The organism is Bacteroides sp. 11BF (assembly GCF_019633765.1).
GTDB lineage: Bacteria > Bacteroidota > Bacteroidia > Bacteroidales > Bacteroidaceae > Bacteroides > Bacteroides hominis.
Genome location: NZ_JAFKPJ010000023.1, coordinates 18,114 through 35,966, shown reverse-complemented (window position 1 = coordinate 35,966; position 17,853 = coordinate 18,114). Strand labels below are relative to the sequence as shown.

At 43.3% G+C, this 17,853-nt stretch carries 15 protein-coding genes; 3 read left to right on the top strand and 12 right to left on the bottom strand.

The window, feature by feature from the left end; genetic code table 11:
* Positions 1–38 precede the first annotated feature (38 nt).
* The 11 genes from JZY04_RS18705 to JZY04_RS18655 form a co-directional block, all read right to left on the bottom strand.
* Entirely contained in the window at positions 39–725 is a 687-nt protein-coding gene (locus tag JZY04_RS18705) for a Crp/Fnr family transcriptional regulator (protein ID WP_005822874.1), read from the bottom strand.
* 46 nt (positions 726–771) lie between these two features.
* Positions 772–2,037 (bottom strand): alginate export family protein, encoded by a 1,266-nt coding sequence (locus JZY04_RS18700; protein ID WP_122142938.1) that lies wholly within the window; start codon positions 2,035–2,037, stop codon positions 772–774.
* 32 nt (positions 2,038–2,069) lie between these two features.
* Positions 2,070–2,861, bottom strand: coding sequence for a cytochrome c biogenesis protein CcsA (gene ccsA, locus JZY04_RS18695; RefSeq protein WP_122142939.1), 792 nt, complete (start codon positions 2,859–2,861; stop codon positions 2,070–2,072).
* The gene (locus JZY04_RS18690; protein WP_122142940.1) at positions 2,858–4,099 is read right to left on the bottom strand and encodes a cytochrome c biogenesis protein ResB; all 1,242 of its coding nucleotides are present in this window, start codon (positions 4,097–4,099) and stop codon (positions 2,858–2,860) included. The genes ccsA and JZY04_RS18690 overlap by 4 nt, the downstream gene beginning before the upstream one ends.
* A gap of 3 nt (positions 4,100–4,102) precedes the next feature.
* Positions 4,103–5,584, bottom strand: a complete 1,482-nt coding sequence (gene nrfA / locus JZY04_RS18685) for an ammonia-forming cytochrome c nitrite reductase (RefSeq protein WP_005811939.1) — start codon at positions 5,582–5,584, stop codon at positions 4,103–4,105.
* 25 nt (positions 5,585–5,609) lie between these two features.
* On the bottom strand, positions 5,610–6,197 hold the full coding sequence (gene nrfH / locus JZY04_RS18680; RefSeq protein WP_005779097.1) for a cytochrome c nitrite reductase small subunit: 588 nt from the start codon (positions 6,195–6,197) through the stop codon (positions 5,610–5,612).
* Positions 6,198–6,335: 138 nt separating this feature from the next.
* Entirely contained in the window at positions 6,336–6,839 is a 504-nt protein-coding gene (locus JZY04_RS18675; protein WP_220575473.1) for a pyridoxamine 5'-phosphate oxidase family protein, read from the bottom strand.
* A 93-nt stretch (positions 6,840–6,932) separates the two neighbouring features.
* Positions 6,933–7,865, bottom strand: coding sequence for a hypothetical protein (locus JZY04_RS18670; RefSeq protein WP_122142941.1), 933 nt, complete (start codon positions 7,863–7,865; stop codon positions 6,933–6,935).
* A gap of 32 nt (positions 7,866–7,897) precedes the next feature.
* Complete coding sequence (locus JZY04_RS18665) at positions 7,898–8,938, bottom strand: thioredoxin domain-containing protein (RefSeq protein ID WP_229066952.1); 1,041 nt, start codon at positions 8,936–8,938, stop codon at positions 7,898–7,900.
* Positions 8,939–9,374: 436 nt separating this feature from the next.
* The gene (locus JZY04_RS18660) at positions 9,375–9,956 is read right to left on the bottom strand and encodes an FKBP-type peptidyl-prolyl cis-trans isomerase (RefSeq protein WP_122142942.1); all 582 of its coding nucleotides are present in this window, start codon (positions 9,954–9,956) and stop codon (positions 9,375–9,377) included.
* A gap of 11 nt (positions 9,957–9,967) precedes the next feature.
* Complete coding sequence (locus tag JZY04_RS18655; RefSeq protein ID WP_005779103.1) at positions 9,968–11,509, bottom strand: glycine--tRNA ligase; 1,542 nt, start codon at positions 11,507–11,509, stop codon at positions 9,968–9,970.
* 184 nt (positions 11,510–11,693) lie between these two features.
* Here JZY04_RS18655 and JZY04_RS18650 point away from each other — a divergent pair, with 184 nt between their 5' ends.
* Genes JZY04_RS18650 through JZY04_RS18640 form a run of 3 tightly spaced genes read left to right on the top strand, consistent with a single transcriptional unit; the run spans position 11,694 to position 16,282 of the window.
* The gene (locus JZY04_RS18650) at positions 11,694–14,342 is read left to right on the top strand and encodes a DNA gyrase/topoisomerase IV subunit A (protein WP_122142943.1); all 2,649 of its coding nucleotides are present in this window, start codon (positions 11,694–11,696) and stop codon (positions 14,340–14,342) included.
* A 57-nt stretch (positions 14,343–14,399) separates the two neighbouring features.
* Positions 14,400–15,236, top strand: coding sequence for a DUF3316 domain-containing protein (locus JZY04_RS18645; protein WP_233485007.1), 837 nt, complete (start codon positions 14,400–14,402; stop codon positions 15,234–15,236).
* 14 nt (positions 15,237–15,250) lie between these two features.
* A complete protein-coding gene (locus tag JZY04_RS18640) occupies positions 15,251–16,282 on the top strand; it encodes a S41 family peptidase (protein ID WP_122142945.1) in 1,032 nt (343 codons plus the stop codon).
* Between the two features lie 76 nt (positions 16,283–16,358).
* On the opposite strand, the gene JZY04_RS18635 is transcribed toward JZY04_RS18640, so the two are convergent.
* Complete coding sequence (locus JZY04_RS18635) at positions 16,359–17,846, bottom strand: RagB/SusD family nutrient uptake outer membrane protein (protein ID WP_122142946.1); 1,488 nt, start codon at positions 17,844–17,846, stop codon at positions 16,359–16,361.
* Positions 17,847–17,853: the final 7 nt, after the last annotated feature.

The window sequence follows — 17,853 nt, the reverse complement described above, 5'->3', positions numbered from 1 at the left end:
GTGTGATCTGTGGTGAAAAGACTCTTGGCACAGCCCTTTCAAATATATTCTTTAAGTGCCGCCATATCTTCCAGCGTCACCACTTTCTTATTGATTGAAATCAGGCCCTCCTTCATCATCTTATTTATTTCTTTCGAAAGTGCAGGGCGGGTTACCCCCAGATATTCTGCCAACTGGACCTGATTATGCTCCAATATAGCCGTATTCGGAGAAGTCTTATGCTCCATGAAGTAATAAACCAAACGGCTGCGCAGCATCTTGTAAGAAAGAATCCTCAGACGAGTGACCGTACACTTGTTACAATTGCCTGTGACACACAGGAAACGGTGCAGTAAATCGGGTACGGAACTGATCAACTTAAAAACGGAAGTACGGGTAGCCATCAGCAAAACAGAATCTTCGCTGGCAGTAAACGTAGCAGGCAAGAGATTCTTATCGCCAAACAGATGGGGTGTGGCAAAAGCACGGGGAGCACGGATATCTTCTACCTTCACCAGATTTCCTGCCACATCAACGATATTGACCTCCAGTTCTCCCTTCAGCAATACATACAAATGATTGCAATAGGTGTCCTGCTTCAATACGACCTCTTTCCTGGCAACCTCGTACACCGAAAGTTCCAGTTCCAAAGGCAGCCGACGTTGCAAACTGACATCCATATCCTTAAATAAAGATATCTGCCACAAGATTTTTTGATATTCGTCTGTAAACTCTACTTTTACCACAATGCTTGTCTTTTTAGCAAAGATAGCATTTTCTCCCGTACCAATCCTACCACTTGGTAAATAAAATACGCGGATTGATGTTCAGTGTCAGCCATCCCCAGTCCTGCCAGCTCTTATGGCTGCCACCTTTTACAATGTCCATATATTTAGTTCCAAGCATGGTCGAATAACCGGCTGTCAGTTTTACATCTTTCATCAAAACATAATCTACCTGCAAATCGAACTCCGATCCCAGACTGCGTCCTTCTTTACCGTCTATGGCCGTTACGTCATAAGTCGTAGAAAAATGGTGATAATTCAGTGAGAACCCTATCTTTTGGGTCGGCTTGAAATCAACACTGAGTATTTTGTCCCACAAACCTTTGTTATAAGCCGATGCATAAAAATAATCCATTCCTCCATAGAATTTATGATGTGTCCCGTAAAGCGGATCGAAAGTAGTTACCTTCTTACTGTCGGGATCTCCGCTCAGGTAGTCCGTGCCGAAGCTTACACTCCACTTTGGATCAATCTTATACCCGGCTTTCAAGCTGAACATATAAGCAGATACCTTCTTGTCGGCTTTGTTTTTACCCGACTGGTAATAGACGCTACCATTCAGCAACCATGCCCCGGGTGTATACACCAGATAAGTACCCATCGTCTGCATATTAGCAGTTTTACCCTTTTCTTCCGTCCCTGTTTCAAATCCGGTATTCATAAAAAGCAGTGAAGCAGTGAAATCTTTAGCCCACCGGCCATTATACCATACCGTTTGCATAGTTTTATAAGGCTGTCCACCGGGAGCATAATAAGTGCCACCATAGGAGCGATCTTCATTATTCTGATTAAAAGCCAGTATCAAATGCAACTTGTGCATCTTGCTTTCATACCCCAACTTCAATGCATCGTGGAAGCGGCCTGCCACATTCCAGTCCAGTCCGCCAAGCAGACGCTCATCATCATACGAGAGTGGCTGACGCCCCAACTGCGCAAACAGGCCTTTTGAAAAATCAAGCCGTGCCCAAGCTTCGTGCAAAATAAACCGTCCGTTTTTATCGATCTGCGGATCCTGCCCCCACACCCCTACATGCTGTGCAGCAAGTTTCATTTGCAGGCGATCGCGCTGATAACCTAAGGATAGCCGTGCCCGCTCGTTGATAAAGAAAGTCGGACTTGCGCCTTCGGGACGGGGGTTCAACACTCCATTGCGGTATTCACCACGAGTACGTATTTGTGCATCAATTGTAAACTGATTCTCCTTTTGTTGCTGTGCAAAGGCGGACAGCGGTGCAAAAAGCATTGCTGCCCAGATTAGATTCGTGATTCTCATAACTCAATTAGTAATTAGTAGTTAGCGATTTATCAATTCAAATTATACGTATGTACGCTGGTTCCCTGTGCCGATGGCAGATAATTAATACCATACCAACACATTTGCAGCAATGCAAAACAGATGAGGAGTCCGACAAGTGCCATACGTACTTTTTGCCGCCTGTTCATCCGGTAGTGGATATAACAGAGATAGCCTATCCACGTGGCTGCCGCCCAGGTTTCCTTCGGATCCCAACTCCAGTAATGCCCCCAGGCCTCTTTAGCCCACAAAGCTCCGAACAACATTCCCAATGTCATGAAGGATAGTCCTACATTGACCAAATTATCACACAGTTCCATCTCACGTTCTTCGGTAGCTTTTTTCTTGATCCAAAGCAGGTATACCGCCATAACGGCCGCTGCGCCCAACATAGCATAAGCAAACATATATACAATGACATGCGGTGCAAACCAAGGACTTTGCAAAGCAGGCATCAAGGTTTTATTATGTATCTCGGGTTTAAACAGGTTGATACAGATGAACACAAGCGAAAGAACAAAGCTGAAACTCAGAATCCACTTATATCGCCAGCGGCTATAAGTGATGATGCCCGCCAAAGGTAAAAAGAAAGAATACCACAATCGGGTTTCGCCCATTGTACGCATCGGAGGCCGTTCCAATGAAATCCACATCCCAAGGATAAAAGCAAAAAAGACGGCCAGTCCTGCCAACGTGGCTGCATAAACAACAAACTGCCCTTTCTCTTTCCATGTGGCAACGGCACCGATAGCCCAACACAGAAGAGCTGCCATGGCAAATATCACAAAATGATCCCAACTCATACGTTGTCCTCCTTTCTTTTCTGTGACAGGGCGAACAGGCAGACAGCTCCGGCTATCATCATCCAGATACCGGTATAAACCACCGGTAACCACGGATCACGAACCAGTTCAAACACGCTTATATCGCTCCAGCGACCTTTCGACTCGTCATAACTTAACTGATATATTTTCCATCCCTCCAACTCAAAAGGTTTATTTACCTCAATCGTGGCCGAATCACGGCGTCCCGACTCTGTATAAACTTTCACCTCGGATGCAAAACGGCGAGGTTCACGCTCGGGCATTATCAAACTGGTCTGATCGTCGAGACGGATAGCCTTATAAGGAAACATAAAACTGCCACAACTCACCCATCCTTCATGTTTCCTGCCTGTTTTATCATTCACTGCCGTCAGATAGACAGCATAAGCAGCTCCCATTGAAGGAAAGTCCACAAAGTTCAAAGTATCCTGAGTCGCTACACTGGCTGCCAAAGGGAGTTTCTTCTCTATGTGAATTTCCCAATCGAGCAAATGCCCGGCATGAAAATCATCTTCAATCAGCAGGTTTTCCGGCTTCCCGACCGGCAGTGCTTTACCTGTTTCATTGTCAATCAACATCAATTTCGGGGGATATTCATCAATCGTAAAGTTCTGAAGCTCGATAGCCAAAGGCAGCTCCCGCATTTTCTGATTTTCATCGGAAGCCCGCCATTCGGCTTGTCCTATCTTTGTAGTCATATGCAGACGCTCCATATCGGCATTTCCCAATACAGCTCCGGTCAGTGCAAGGAAAAGTCCCAGATGGTTCAGCACAAAAGGAACGTCCCGCCAATGGAAATGATGAATCCGCCGAATGGTGGTCAACCCCAACAAAGTGACCATCCAGAGGAACAACAGCACAAACGAACAGGCGGACAACATTTGCGAAAATCCCAGCCAGTTTTCAATACCGGACAAAGGTATATCGGACTTCACCTGGCGGATCAGTCCCATCACTACAGTGAGCACGGCCACTGACACCATGGATGAAACGGCAGCCTGACAGCTCCCCATCCACCGGATAAAATAACTCTTTTGTGAAAAGGTGTAGGCCGATAACAAGATAACGACATATAACAACCCTACACACACATTCACAGGGTAAGAAAGAATGGAAAGTGTGCACTTCCCCAACGTCATTTGCAGGAAAATGCCTGTCAGAAAAAGTCCGCCACAGATGGCGAACCCTTCTTTATATCCCCAAGGTTTCTGCCACATAGTTTACAGTTTAGCCAGACGACCGTTAGCCTTCGCTTTCTCCAACCATTCGGGTACTACTGTTTTCAGGAATTTATCTTTCGCTTCACGCTCTTTCTGCATATCGAGACCGATATACTGCTGCGCTTTCTCTTTAGTCGAAATATCAGGCATCGGCACATCGGCTGTATAGCCATGCTGAGCCAACACTTTTGAGATGGCAAGACGGGCCTGCAAAGCTTTATCAAGTCCGTGTCCCAGAATGCGCTGTATCTCTTGCGGAGCATGGAACGCACCACCGTGTGAAGCCACGCCGAAATCCCATCTCCACTGGGCCTGGCGAATCAACTTCAACGCCTCTGCCATCTGAGTATCCGTCGCACCTTTATCCCAGGCGAATTTAGCTTCAATATGCGCTTTAGCCAACTCCTGTTCCAGACGGCCACGAATTTCATTCGCTTTACGCTGACGGTCATATACATTATTCCGCAAGGTCTCTTCGCTCTCACGATGACAAACCTGACAAGTCCGGTCGATCATAGCTAACGGACTCTGAATGTGGTGATCGCTGAATTTCATGCCTCCCTCGCTTTTGTAGGGCATATGACAATCGGCGCACGACACTCCGCGTTGGGCATGAATTCCCATCTGAGAAATCTCGTAGTCCGGATGTTGTGCTTTCAGTATACGGGCTTTGCTCAGTGCATGTGTATAATCGGCAAAGTCGGCCTCGTCATAGTAGGCTTCCATATCTTCTACCGAAAATCCTTTATCCCAAGGGAAAGTCAGGTATTTGCCATCTCCCTTGAAATAATATTCCACGTGGCATTGTGCGCATACCAACGAACGCATTTCCTGCGGAGTCGCTTTATCGATATCTTTCCCCTGACGGGCAAATGCCTCGCGCAAAGCCGGACGGCTAATATGAAGTTTCATATTCGTCGGTTCATGACAATCGGCGCAACCTATAGGATTGACGATCTCACTACCGAAAGCTCCCCACTTATTATTATAGAACGAATCCACTCCAATAGCTTCCATCATGCGAGGAACGTCCGGACTCTTACAAGTCCAGCAGGTAGAAGGTTGCGGCCCGCTTTTATCATCCATCGGCGCACCGGTACGGAGTGAATGTGTAATGTCCTCAATAGCATGCATATGTCCCCTCGGAGTCGAATAATCTTTTGAGAATGCATAGCCGGCCCAAAGCACCACCATCTCGGGACGTTGTGCAAGTACATCTACCGCTTCGTTACCGTTAAATTCACTCTTGAAATCGGTCTTAGCCGTTTCTTTCCATGTTTCATACTCACGTGGGTAGTTATCCCCAAACACTTCGTTTCGTGGTTCTATTCCGGTAATTTCCACCCGTTTGTTATTGAAAACGCTTACCGTCTCTGCCCGGCGTTCCATCAGCGCCGAGACAACAAGCCCAAGCACAAAAACGACTACCATCGCTCCGCAGAACAACAACCATCCTTGCCATGATTTCAGTTTCTTTTCCATAATTCTGTTATCTTGATTTTCTATATTATTCGATCATTTTTTTCAACCATTCCGGTGTAGGAGAATCCGGATAAGGGACTAACGCATTAGGAGTGGATGCGACACTGTTACTTCCTCCATGCGGTACGTCCCGATGACAGTCCCAACAAGCTTTCCCTTCACCTACCTGAGACATCATATAATCTATCCGTCCTGTACTTACAAATTCAGTGTTCAGTTGTGTATGACAACGAATACAATTATTCATAATCACCTCCGAGCTTTCACCATTGGCACGAACCACATCTTTTTCTCCATGGGTGAGGAATACGGCAACATGACGCATACCGTCCATTCCCTTGAATACCCATTTCTTCACTGCATTTTCGTGTGGAACATGACAGTCATTGCATGTAGCATTCCTGCTATGCGAACTATGAAACCACGTCGCATAATACGGTCCCATAATATGGCAATTAACACAAGCAGCCGGATCATCGGTCAGATAGGTATGTGCCCGAAGCATATAAAGGGTCAGAGCCCCTCCACCTACAATCACACCTGTTATAATGATCGCAAGTACTCTCCACTTACGCGAAGGGAGTAACCATTGGATATATTCTTTTACCTTCATAGTATGTATGCTATGTATTTATGCAAAGAAAGGGATTTCCATTTAAAAAGAATGTAATCCAGATTACATTTGCGAAAGAAAAATAACCCATGCTAAAAAAACAAAAGATAAACAAAGGAGAGATAAGGCAAGGGCTTCTTAATAATCCGGACAGGGCTGATTCATTTTCTTACACTTACCGGATATTGTTTTAATAACAAGTTTCAAGACGTGGGTACGGTGAAAAGACTTTTCCATATACTTCAACCCCACCTTTTTATCTTCCGGAGAATATTTATCAAGCAGAAGTTCCAATGCCTTTCGCTTCTCAGTTTCTTCTAACTGACAAATCATAGTCCCGTTAATCACGATACTTTCATACTCGGTACTAAATTGATTGGAAACAACGCGCGTGCGTCCTACCATGCAAAACGATGCCTGATTACAGTCTTGAAGTATACAAAGCTTACGCCCTTCGGGAGCACAATGAAAATAGATAGACTGTTGTTTATCCCATACATAATTAATGGGAATGCCATAAACACCTTCTTCAGGTGAAGAAATAGATAACACTCCGTATTCTCCATTTTCAAGTAAACTCATTGCTTCGTCTTCCGATAAAAGGCGGTCCTTCCGTCGGATTAAATCGTTGATATATTCCATAATTAATACACACTTATATAAAAAAAGACCCTTACATTTTGCATTTCACCTCAATAAAACACAAAATATAAGGGCAAATTTACATATATAAAATCAATAAGTAGTCAATCGATAAGTGGTATTCTTATCTGCAGTAATTCCTCTGAATGTTTCTCCAGTATTCAATTTGCGGGTAGAAGTGGTTACTATCGGAGGAAGTCCCGGATGATTCGGTTTCACTCTATAAGACCATAATATAGCCTCGTTTGCATTTTTCTTGTCTTCATCATCAACAAATATACTTGCACCAGGCATAGGAAGCGGAAGTGGAGTGTTATCATTTCTAATTACCCCATATGAAATATATGGATTCCTTCTAGGACGATCACTGAATCTCCAATATAACGTAACATTATAACCTATTTGAGTAAGTCCTGTCGAAGTTAATCCACCATTATTTGTTATTTTATTTGCACTTTTTCCATCTTCAGTATCATGAAATCTTTTCACCACATCAACATCTCCTTCACTTGGATCGTATTTATAATCATATAAGAGTAAAGTTCCTCCACCATAGTTCCCAGGCTCAACTAAACAAAAAAAGAAATTCAAATTACGATGTTTATCCAGTTTTGTAGCTCCTACATTACCTGTAATACTAGAATGCCCCCCATCTTCACAATCCATATCAAATGAGAACTCAGGATAACTTCCACAACTTGTCATTTTAAATACTCCGACTTTGGGTGCCGATGTACCAGTTGCTCTCGTTCCCGTGCAGGTCTTACTGTAATTATACACCTCTTTGGCTAAAGAATCTTGCAGTGCTTTTATCAGCCATGGTTCAGCAATAGTCTCAATACCACCACTTGGGGTATCTTCATTTTTTTCACTTCTCATCTCATCAAGTGAATAACCTTTTAAAGCCATCTCATAGGAGTTAACTATATTTGCTAACTCACTTGATTGATCAGGCAGCAAATCTTCACTAGTAGAACAAGACATCAGTCCATTGAATACACATAAAAACAATAACAGCTTCTTCATAATACTTTTTTTTAAAATTATAATAGAATAAATTATCTATTCAATTCCTTATCAATAAGATAAGTTATCTCATCTTTAGAATGGGAATCCACGATCAAACGTCCGTTAATTATAATTGTTGGAGTCGCATATACCCCAGCAAGAACCAACTGTTTCATTGTATCATCAATTTGCCTCATGCCATGGCCTGATACTATATCATTATTAAATTTAGAGATATCAAGATGTATATTATTCGCTATCCTATAAATCGTAGCAGAATCAATATATCCTTTATTATTATATAAGGAATCGTGGAAAGCCCAAAACTTACCCTGATTATTTGCTGCATTACTAGCTATCTGCGCCAAAGTAGGTACCGCAGAATAATGAATATATCCAAATCGAACTTTATCTTTATAATTTACATAAATTGAATCGTATAATGAATGTGCTGCTATACATGCATCACAGTCAAAATCAGATATTGTAATAACAGTCACATGCGAACTCAAATTACCACGATAATATGTACATAAACTATCCAATCGTATTAGAGGACTTTTAGGAGGGTATATATATTGTCTTATATTATTCACTTTCTTTAATGAATCCAGCAAATGGTCAATTATAGCACCTCTTAAATAATAATCTTTAGAATATTTACCATCTGAGGAATTCATCTCTACCTGATACATTTTTTTATTATGCAAATGAAAATAAGAAGCTAACCGATATTTTTTTAAAATCGAATCTTTACCATATTGTGCTACTTTCATTTCATAATAAGAATCAATATATTGTTGATAAGACATGTTCAATTTATTCGCCTCCTTTTGCAATAATTTAACATCAATCAATTGCGATAAAGCCTTCTTCTTTATATCATATATTCGATTTAATTCATCAAACAATTCCTGTTTAATAATCATATTTAGCTCATTCTCATATATTTTCTCTTGCCCAACTTCAGCTACGATTTCACCATTGCTGGATGGCTTCTCTATTTCAAGACAAGAGCTTATAAGAAACATAGAAAAGGTTCCTATAATAATCAAACTCATTCTTTTCAATTTCATTTTCAACTTTTCCATTTACTCTCTTAGATTATAGTTTAACAAAGATAAGTTGATTTATTGGAATAAGCCCAAATATGGCATGGACAAATTTATATAAAATAGAGCTTATAAATCACTAAAAATAAACACTTTAGAAAAGCACACACAATATTACATGGACAGTACCATACTTTTAAATAATCCACTCAATTGACAAATTAGTAATATCTGTTTGTTATATTCGTAAAAAGACAGATCAACATTTCACTCTCACAAAATACTTAATGATTTTTGTTCAAAACAAAGGGTATCAATAAATTTAAGTAGCTTATTTATATCTACAACTGAGTTTATATAATTAATTAGATCCATTTCAACAGAAATCAAAACATGAATATCAAAAAACAAATACAGGCTACGAAAATAGTTTTATCTTCGTAGCCTGTATCCATTTAAAACAAATCAGCAAACACTACTCATGCATAATTCGCTGTAATTGTATATCGAAAATCAAAGTCGAATATCCTGGAATATCTCTATCCCCTTTTTCACCATACCCCATTTCATAAGGCAAATATATAGTCCAGTGTTGTCCTACACGCATCCGTTGTAGAGTCTCTCCCCAACCACTAATGACAGATATATACTTTGAAGTTTGTGTAGTACTCTTAAATGGATCTACATAACACTTCAAAGGTACATCAAAGTCAAGATTCGGCTGACTACCAGTAAAATTACCATCAAAAGATTCCCCAAAAATATAATAACCACGATAGAATACTTCGACAGAATCCGTATAAAGAGGTTTATCGCCCAATTGTCTATCAGCAGGTGTTTTATCTTTATAGTAAATTCGCAACTTAGGATTTATTTCCGGTGCAAAAGCTTTCAGCTCGGGATCCTTCTTGTCATCAAATACCGTCTTCAAAGAATCAATATATCCTTCATTACGTGCCCTCCAATTATCAAACTTTGTAGCTTCTTTCGTCTCTTCACAAGAAACAAAGATAAGGGCCAGTAACAGCAACGGTAATAAATAGATTTTTTTGTTCATTCGCTAAAGAATTATTGGATTGTTTTCAACAACGAGGTAATACTTACCCGGTCGGCAATGATATTATTCAATTCAGAGATTGCCACACGTTCCTGCTCCATAGTGTCTCGGTTACGCAGTGTCACACAATTGTCTTCCAATGTCTGATGGTCAACAGTCACACAGTACGGGGTACCGATGGCATCCTGACGACGGTAGCGTTTACCGATACTGTCTTTTTCATCATACTGACAATGGAAGTGGAACTTAAGATTGTCAATGATCTCACGAGCCTTTTCAGGCAGTCCGTCTTTCTTTACCAACGGCATTACAGCCAACTTCACGGGTGCCAATGCAGCAGGCAATTTCAATACGATACGACTTTCACCGTTCTCCAGCTGTTCTTCACAATAAGCGGCAGACATAATGCTGAGGAACATACGGTCGACACCGATCGAAGTTTCGATTACGTACGGAGTGTACGATTCATTCAACTCGGGATCAAAATATTTAATGCTCTTTCCGGAGAACTTCTCGTGCTGGGAAAGATCGAAATTAGTACGAGAGTGAATACCTTCTACTTCTTTGAAACCGAATGGCATCAGGAACTCAATATCGGTGGCGGCATTCGCGTAGTGAGCCAATTTATCGTGATCGTGGAAACGATAATGATCATCGCCAAAACCAAGTGCCTTGTGCCACTTCAAACGAATTTCTTTCCATTTCTTGAAATATTCCAATTCGCTGCCCGGACGAACGAAGAACTGCATCTCCATCTGTTCGAACTCACGCATGCGGAAGATAAACTGACGGGCTACAATTTCGTTACGGAAAGCTTTACCGATCTGTGCAATACCAAAAGGAACTTTCATACGACCGGTCTTCTGTACATTCAGGTAGTTTACGAAAATACCTTGCGCAGTTTCCGGACGAAGATAAATTTTCATGGCTCCATCGGCAGTAGACCCCATATCGGTAGAAAACATCAGATTAAACTGGCGGACTTCCGTCCAGTTCTTGGTTCCGGAAATAGGACATGCTATTTCTTCGTCGATAATGATCTGGCGAAGTTCTTCCAGATTGTTATCATTCAGTGCTTTTGCAAAACGTTCGTGCAATGCATCACGCTTTGCCTGATGTTCAAGAACACGGCCATTGGTGCTGCGGAATTGGGCTTCGTCGAAAGCTTCGCCAAATCTCTTGGCAGCCTTGGCTACTTCCTTATTAATTTTATCGTCGTACTTAGCCAGTTGATCCTCGATCAGTACATCGGCACGATAGCGTTTTTTAGAGTCTTTGTTGTCAATCAACGGATCATTGAATGCATCCACATGTCCGGAAGCCTTCCAGATGGTAGGGTGCATAAAAATTGCAGAGTCAATGCCGACAATGTTTTCGTGCAGCAGCACCATGCTGTCCCACCAGTATTTTTTAATATTGTTTTTCAGTTCAACACCCATCTGTCCGTAGTCATACACTGCGCCCAATCCGTCGTAGATATCGCTTGAGGGGAACACAAAACCGTATTCTTTGCAATGTGATACTAACTTCTTAAAAACATCTTCTTGTGCCATCGTCTTATTTTCAATTTAGTCATTTACAATTTACATTTCATACATCTGCCTGTAAGCCAGACTCAGAAATAATCTGCAAAGTAAATGATTTTTTTCAATTAAATTCGTATTTTTGCCTGCACATCACCCAATAATGATGTAAAAAAGATAATTTGTTGTTAAAACCAGAGGGAAATTTGATTTTATGAGCGAAGAGAACAACGAGATTACGGAAGGACATTCTGACTATAAGCCGGCGGACTCACATAACGAAAGCATTAAACATCAACTTACAGGAATGTACCAGAACTGGTTTCTGGACTATGCTTCATACGTTATCCTCGAGCGAGCCGTGCCCCATATCAATGACGGACTGAAACCGGTGCAACGCCGCATCCTGCACTCCATGAAACGCATGGATGATGGACGGTATAACAAGGTGGCTAACATTGTAGGACATACGATGCAGTTTCACCCCCATGGCGATGCATCTATTGGTGACGCATTGGTACAGTTGGGACAGAAAGACTTATTGGTCGACTGCCAGGGTAACTGGGGTAATATCCTCACCGGTGACGGTGCGGCCGCTCCCCGTTATATCGAAGCACGCCTGTCAAAGTTTGCACTCGATGTAGTGTTCAACCCTAAAACAACCGAATGGAAACTGTCGTATGACGGACGAAACAAAGAACCTATCACCTTGCCGGTGAAGTTCCCACTTTTGCTGGCACAAGGAGTGGAAGGTATCGCCGTAGGACTTTCATCCAAGATCTTACCACATAACTTCAACGAACTTTGCGACGCTTCCATCAGTTACCTGCGAAACGAAGAGTTCAAACTATATCCCGACTTCCAGACCGGAGGTTCTATTGACGTGTCGAAATACAACGACGGTGAACGCGGTGGAGCAGTAAAGATACGGTCTAAAATCAATAAAGTAGACAATAAAACACTCGCCATTACCGAAATTCCTTATGGCAGGACTACGACTTCGGTCATCGACTCCATCCTGAAAGCCGTAGACAAAGGAAAAATAAAGATACGCAAGGTAGACGACAACACAGCAGCCAACGTAGAGATCCTTGTCCATCTGGCTCCGGGCACTTCATCGGACAAAACAATCGATGCCCTCTATGCTTTTACGGATTGCGAAGTAAGCATCTCGCCCAACTGTTGTGTGATTGATGATCAGAAGCCTCACTTCCTCACCATCAGCCACGTCCTGAGAAAATCTGCCGACAACACGCTATCTCTGCTCCGCCAGGAACTGGAAATAAAAAAAGACGAACTACAGGAAAGCCTGCATTTCGCTTCTCTTGAAAAGATATTCATTGAAGAGCGCATTTATAAAGATAAAGAGTTCGAACAGTCTAAAGATATGGATGCCGCCTGCGCACACATCGACGAACGGTTGACTCCTTTCTATTCGCAATTCATACGTGAAGTGACGAAAGAAGACATCCTCCGCCTGATGGAAATCAAGATGGGACGTATCCTGAAGTTCAATTCCGACAAGGCGGAAGAGGCTATTGCCCGCATGAACGAAGACATTGCCGAGATCAACAATCATCTGGCCAACATCGTGGAGTACACCATCCAATGGTACCGGATGCTTAAAGATAAATATGGGAAAAACTTCCCCCGACGCACTGAGTTGCGCAACTTCGACACCATTGAAGCCGCCAAAGTGGTGGAAGCCAACGAAAAGCTCTATATCAACCGTGAAGAAGGTTTCATCGGAACGTCATTAAAGAAAGACGAATTCGTGGCATGCTGTTCGGACATCGATGATGTGATCATCTTCTACCGGGACGGGCGTTACATGGTCACTCCCGTAGCCGACAAGAAGTTTGTGGGCAAAAACGTAATCTACGTCAATGTATTTAAGAAGAATGACAAACGCACCATCTACAACGTAGCCTACCGCGACGGTGCAGAAGGAACACACTATATCAAACGGTTTGCAGTCACTTCCATCGTACGCGACCGTGAATACGACGTGACACAAGGTAAACCCGATTCACGCATTTCTTATTTCAGTGCCAATCCCAATGGTGAAGCTGAAATCATCAAGGTCACCTTGAAACCTAATCCACGTGTACGCCGCATCATCTTCGAGCGTGATTTCAGTGAAGTGACCATTCGCAGCCGACAAAGTCTGGGTGTCATTCTGACACGCCTGCCGGTACACAAAATTGTATTGAAACAACGGGGAGGCTCTACACTGGGCGGACGTAAAGTATGGTTCGACCGCGATGTGCTCCGCCTCAATTACGACGGCCGGGGTGAATACTTGGGTGAGTTCCAGAGCGACGACAGCATCCTTGTTGTGCTGAACACCGGAGAGTTCTATACCTCAAACTTCGATCTCAGCAATCACTACGAAGATAATGTGAGTATCGTCGAGAAGTTCGATGCCAACAAGATATGGACGGCTGCGCTTTATGATGCCGACCAACAGAACTATCCGTACCTGAAACGTTTCTGCTTCGAAGCCACTGCCCGCAAGCAGAACTATCTGGGTGAGAACAAACATAACCGCCTGATTTTACTGACGGATGAGTATTACCCAAGATTGGAGATCATCTTCGGAGGTCACGACAGTTTCCGCGAACCAGTTGTCATTGATGCCGAAGAGTTCATTGCCGTCAAAGGTTTTAAGGCCAAAGGGAAACGTCTCACTACTTATACAGTAGAGACCATCAACGAACTGGAACCAACCCGTTTCCCGGATCCGCCACAAACCACGGATGATGAAAACACAGATGAAGAACCGGAAAATCTGGACCCGGACAATGGTAAAACAGAAAACGACATACTCGATGAAATGACCGGACAGATGAAGCTGTTTTAGCACAAGTCCAAGATAAAACTGCGTATGAAAGTAAATACAAGTATATTGCTATTATTAATGATAGCAATCGCTCTCCCTTCTTTTGGAGGGAACGGAAATGGTAATGGCACAGACTCACTTCAAGCTACCCGCTATGTGACACGTGCCACCATGTACGGTGTGGGATACACCAATGTATTCGACACCTATCTTTCTCCGCAGGAATATAAAGGTATCGAATTTCGTATCTCACGCGAAACAATGCGTATGACCGCCTGGGGCGATGGCAATGTCTCGGTACAGAACTTTTTTCAGGCAAACCTGGCATATACTCACAACCGGGTAGATAACAACAATACATTTGCCGGATTAGTGAATTGGAACTATGGACTGCACTATCAGTTCCGCATAACAGACAACTTTAAGCTGCTTGCCGGAGGAATGGGAGATTTCAACGGCGGCTTTGTCTACAATCTGCGCAATACCAACAATCCGGCCTCAGCACGTGCTTACATCAACCTGGACGCTTCGGGCATGGCCATCTGGCATACAAAAATAAAAAATTATCCGTTGGCATTACGTTACCAGGTTAATCTTCCGGTAATAGGGGTCATGTTCTCTCCCCATTACGGGCAATCTTACTACGAAATATTCACACTCGGACACGCCAGTGGCGTAGTCCGTTTTACTTCTCTGCATAATCAGCCGGCGTTACGACAGATGATATCAGTCGACTTTCCAATCAGATATACCAAAATGCGCCTTAGCTATTTGTGTGATCTCCAACAATCCAAACTGAACGGAATCAAGACACATACTTATTCACAAGTTTTCATGGTGGGATTTGTACACGATCTGTTCCGTATCCGAAATAAGAACGGAACTCCCCTGCCACCTGCCGTCAGAGCCTATTAAAACAGAAGTGAATCATGAAGAATCCTCCTATCCATAATATCCTGCAACAAAGCTTCTGCCTGATTTTCTTTCTGGCTCTCCTCTCTTCCTGTATCCGGGAAGAAGAGTATGCCAACGATCCACAAGGAAACTTTGAGCAGTTATGGAAAATCATCGACCGGCAATATTGCTTTCTCGATTACAAACAAATCGACTGGGATGATATCTATACCCAATATCAAAAACGTATTACCCCGAATATGAGCAACGAAGGGCTGTTCGAAGTTCTGAGTGAAATGCTTTATGAATTGCAGGACGGGCATGTCAATCTGGCTTCGGCTCACAACGTGTCTTATTACGACGCCTGGTATCAGGATTATCCCCGTAACTTCCGTGCAGACTTGGTTGAAGATTCCTATCTGGGCCGTGCCAGTACGGACTATCGTACGGCAGCAGGCCTCAAATATAAGATACTGAAAGACAACATCGGCTATATGCGGTATGAAAGCTTTGCCGACCCGATTGGCAACGGCAACTTGGACGAAGTGCTCTCCTATCTGGCCATATGCAATGGGCTAATTATCGATGTGCGCGATAATGGTGGTGGAAACGCAACAAATTCCGCCCGCATCGCTTCCCGATTCACTAACGAAAAGGTTCTGACAGGATACATCTGCCATAAGACAGGAACCGGACACAACGACTTCTCTAAACCCTATGCCATCTATCTGGAACCAGCCAATGGGGTACGCTGGCAAAAGAAAGCAGTCGTGTTGACCAATCGCCGTTCTTTCAGCGCAACCAACGATTTTGTCAACCATATGCGTTGCCTGCCCAATGTCACCATCATCGGAGATAAAACCGGAGGAGGATCGGGTATGCCCTTTACCTCCGAATTGCCCAACGGGTGGAGCGTACGTTTCTCCGCCAGTCCCCACTTCGATGCACAGATGAAACATATTGAGTTCGGTATTGAACCGGACATTCAGGTAGATATGCTGCAAGAAGACGAAATGAGAGGAAAAGATACACTCATAGAGATCGCCCGCAGATTCCTCAGTAAATAACTGTCTGGTGTCTCATAACATGCCGGTTCGAGCCTTGTCATCCGGGAAACCGGTATATCTCACCTCCCAGAAAGCATTAACGCGGATTCTGCACCATATTCGGATTAGCATCTATCTCCGCCTGCGGAATAGGTAATGCTACCCGCGGATCAGACGGGGCAATAACCGCAGCAGCCGCTACAGAAGGCAAATGCCAACCACCGGTACGATTTACAGACAAACCATTTCGCATGGCATCAAAGAACGCATGTCCCTCTCCTACCAATTCCTTACGGCGCTCTTTCAAGATACGCTCCAGGCTCAACTCCGATTCTTTCACGCACTTCACCGGATTAGCACGGCTCACGATGGCATTAAGACAATCCAAAGAAAATTTCAGATTTTCTGCTCCCCCCAACTTAAAGGCAGCTTCGGCAGCATTCAGGTAAACTTCGGAGAGGCGGATTATACAAATGTCATTATCCTGCGGATTATCCCCCGTCTTACCCGGATATTTATTCAGATATTTAGGATGACCCTTGGAACCTTCGGGCAATAGGTCCTCTTCCGGTTTCTCCGGCAAACGATTCAATGAATGACGCACATCATCCGGATCTTCTCCCAACAGATCGAGGAATGCTTTGGTCAGTACAAGGTTGTTCCAATCCTTCACATTATCGGCATAAACCATCGGAGCGCCTTCACCTCCCGTTCCGCCATCAGGCTCGGAAAGAGTGTAGTAAAACTCAAACAGTGACTCAGAACTGAAGTCTTTTCCCCATACTGTAGGATATTCATCGTGTGTGAACAACTGATACAATCCACCGTTATTCATCACTTCCTTGGCCAATGCGAGAGCCTTTTCATTATCATTCATATAAAGATATACCCGTGAAAGTAATGCTTTGACACTCCACACATTAAGATAACCGTTTTTCTTATCAGCGGAAAGTGCCGAGAGTTTCAGTGCACCTGTCATATCGTCTATCACCTGCTGATAGCATTCGGCCACCGTATTGCGGGCAGGCTGGTGAGTAGGCAAAGTTGTTTTAATCTCAATAGGTACTCCCAAAGAAGTACCATTGTTCAAGGTATAGGGCATAGCAAACAGACGGGTGAGATCAAACAAAGCCAATCCACGCAAAGCAAGCGCTTCAGCTTTGATACAGTTGAGAGCCACAGCATCATCGGTAACCACCGCACCGGATTCTATTCTTTCCAGCAGACTATTTGCCTGATGAATGACACTATAAGGCTGATTCCATACACGGGTAATATTCAAGGCATCATCTGCCGTGACATTGAACTCATAATAAGGTGATACACGTTTTCCGGCTCCCTTGCTGACACGTGCTTGAACATCTTCACCACGGCAATCGGCATAATAGAGATAATTATCACCATAATAACTATGTGAAGCGGCAATGCGATAAATGCCGTTCAAAGCTATTTGTGCTTCCTCAAGTGTACGGATGGCTTGCGGAGTAGTCACAGAGGTAGATGGATTTAAATTCAGCCAGTCGCCGGAACAAGAAGAACCCACAAGCGACATAGCGGCAAACATGTATATAAGTGTACGTTTCATATATCTG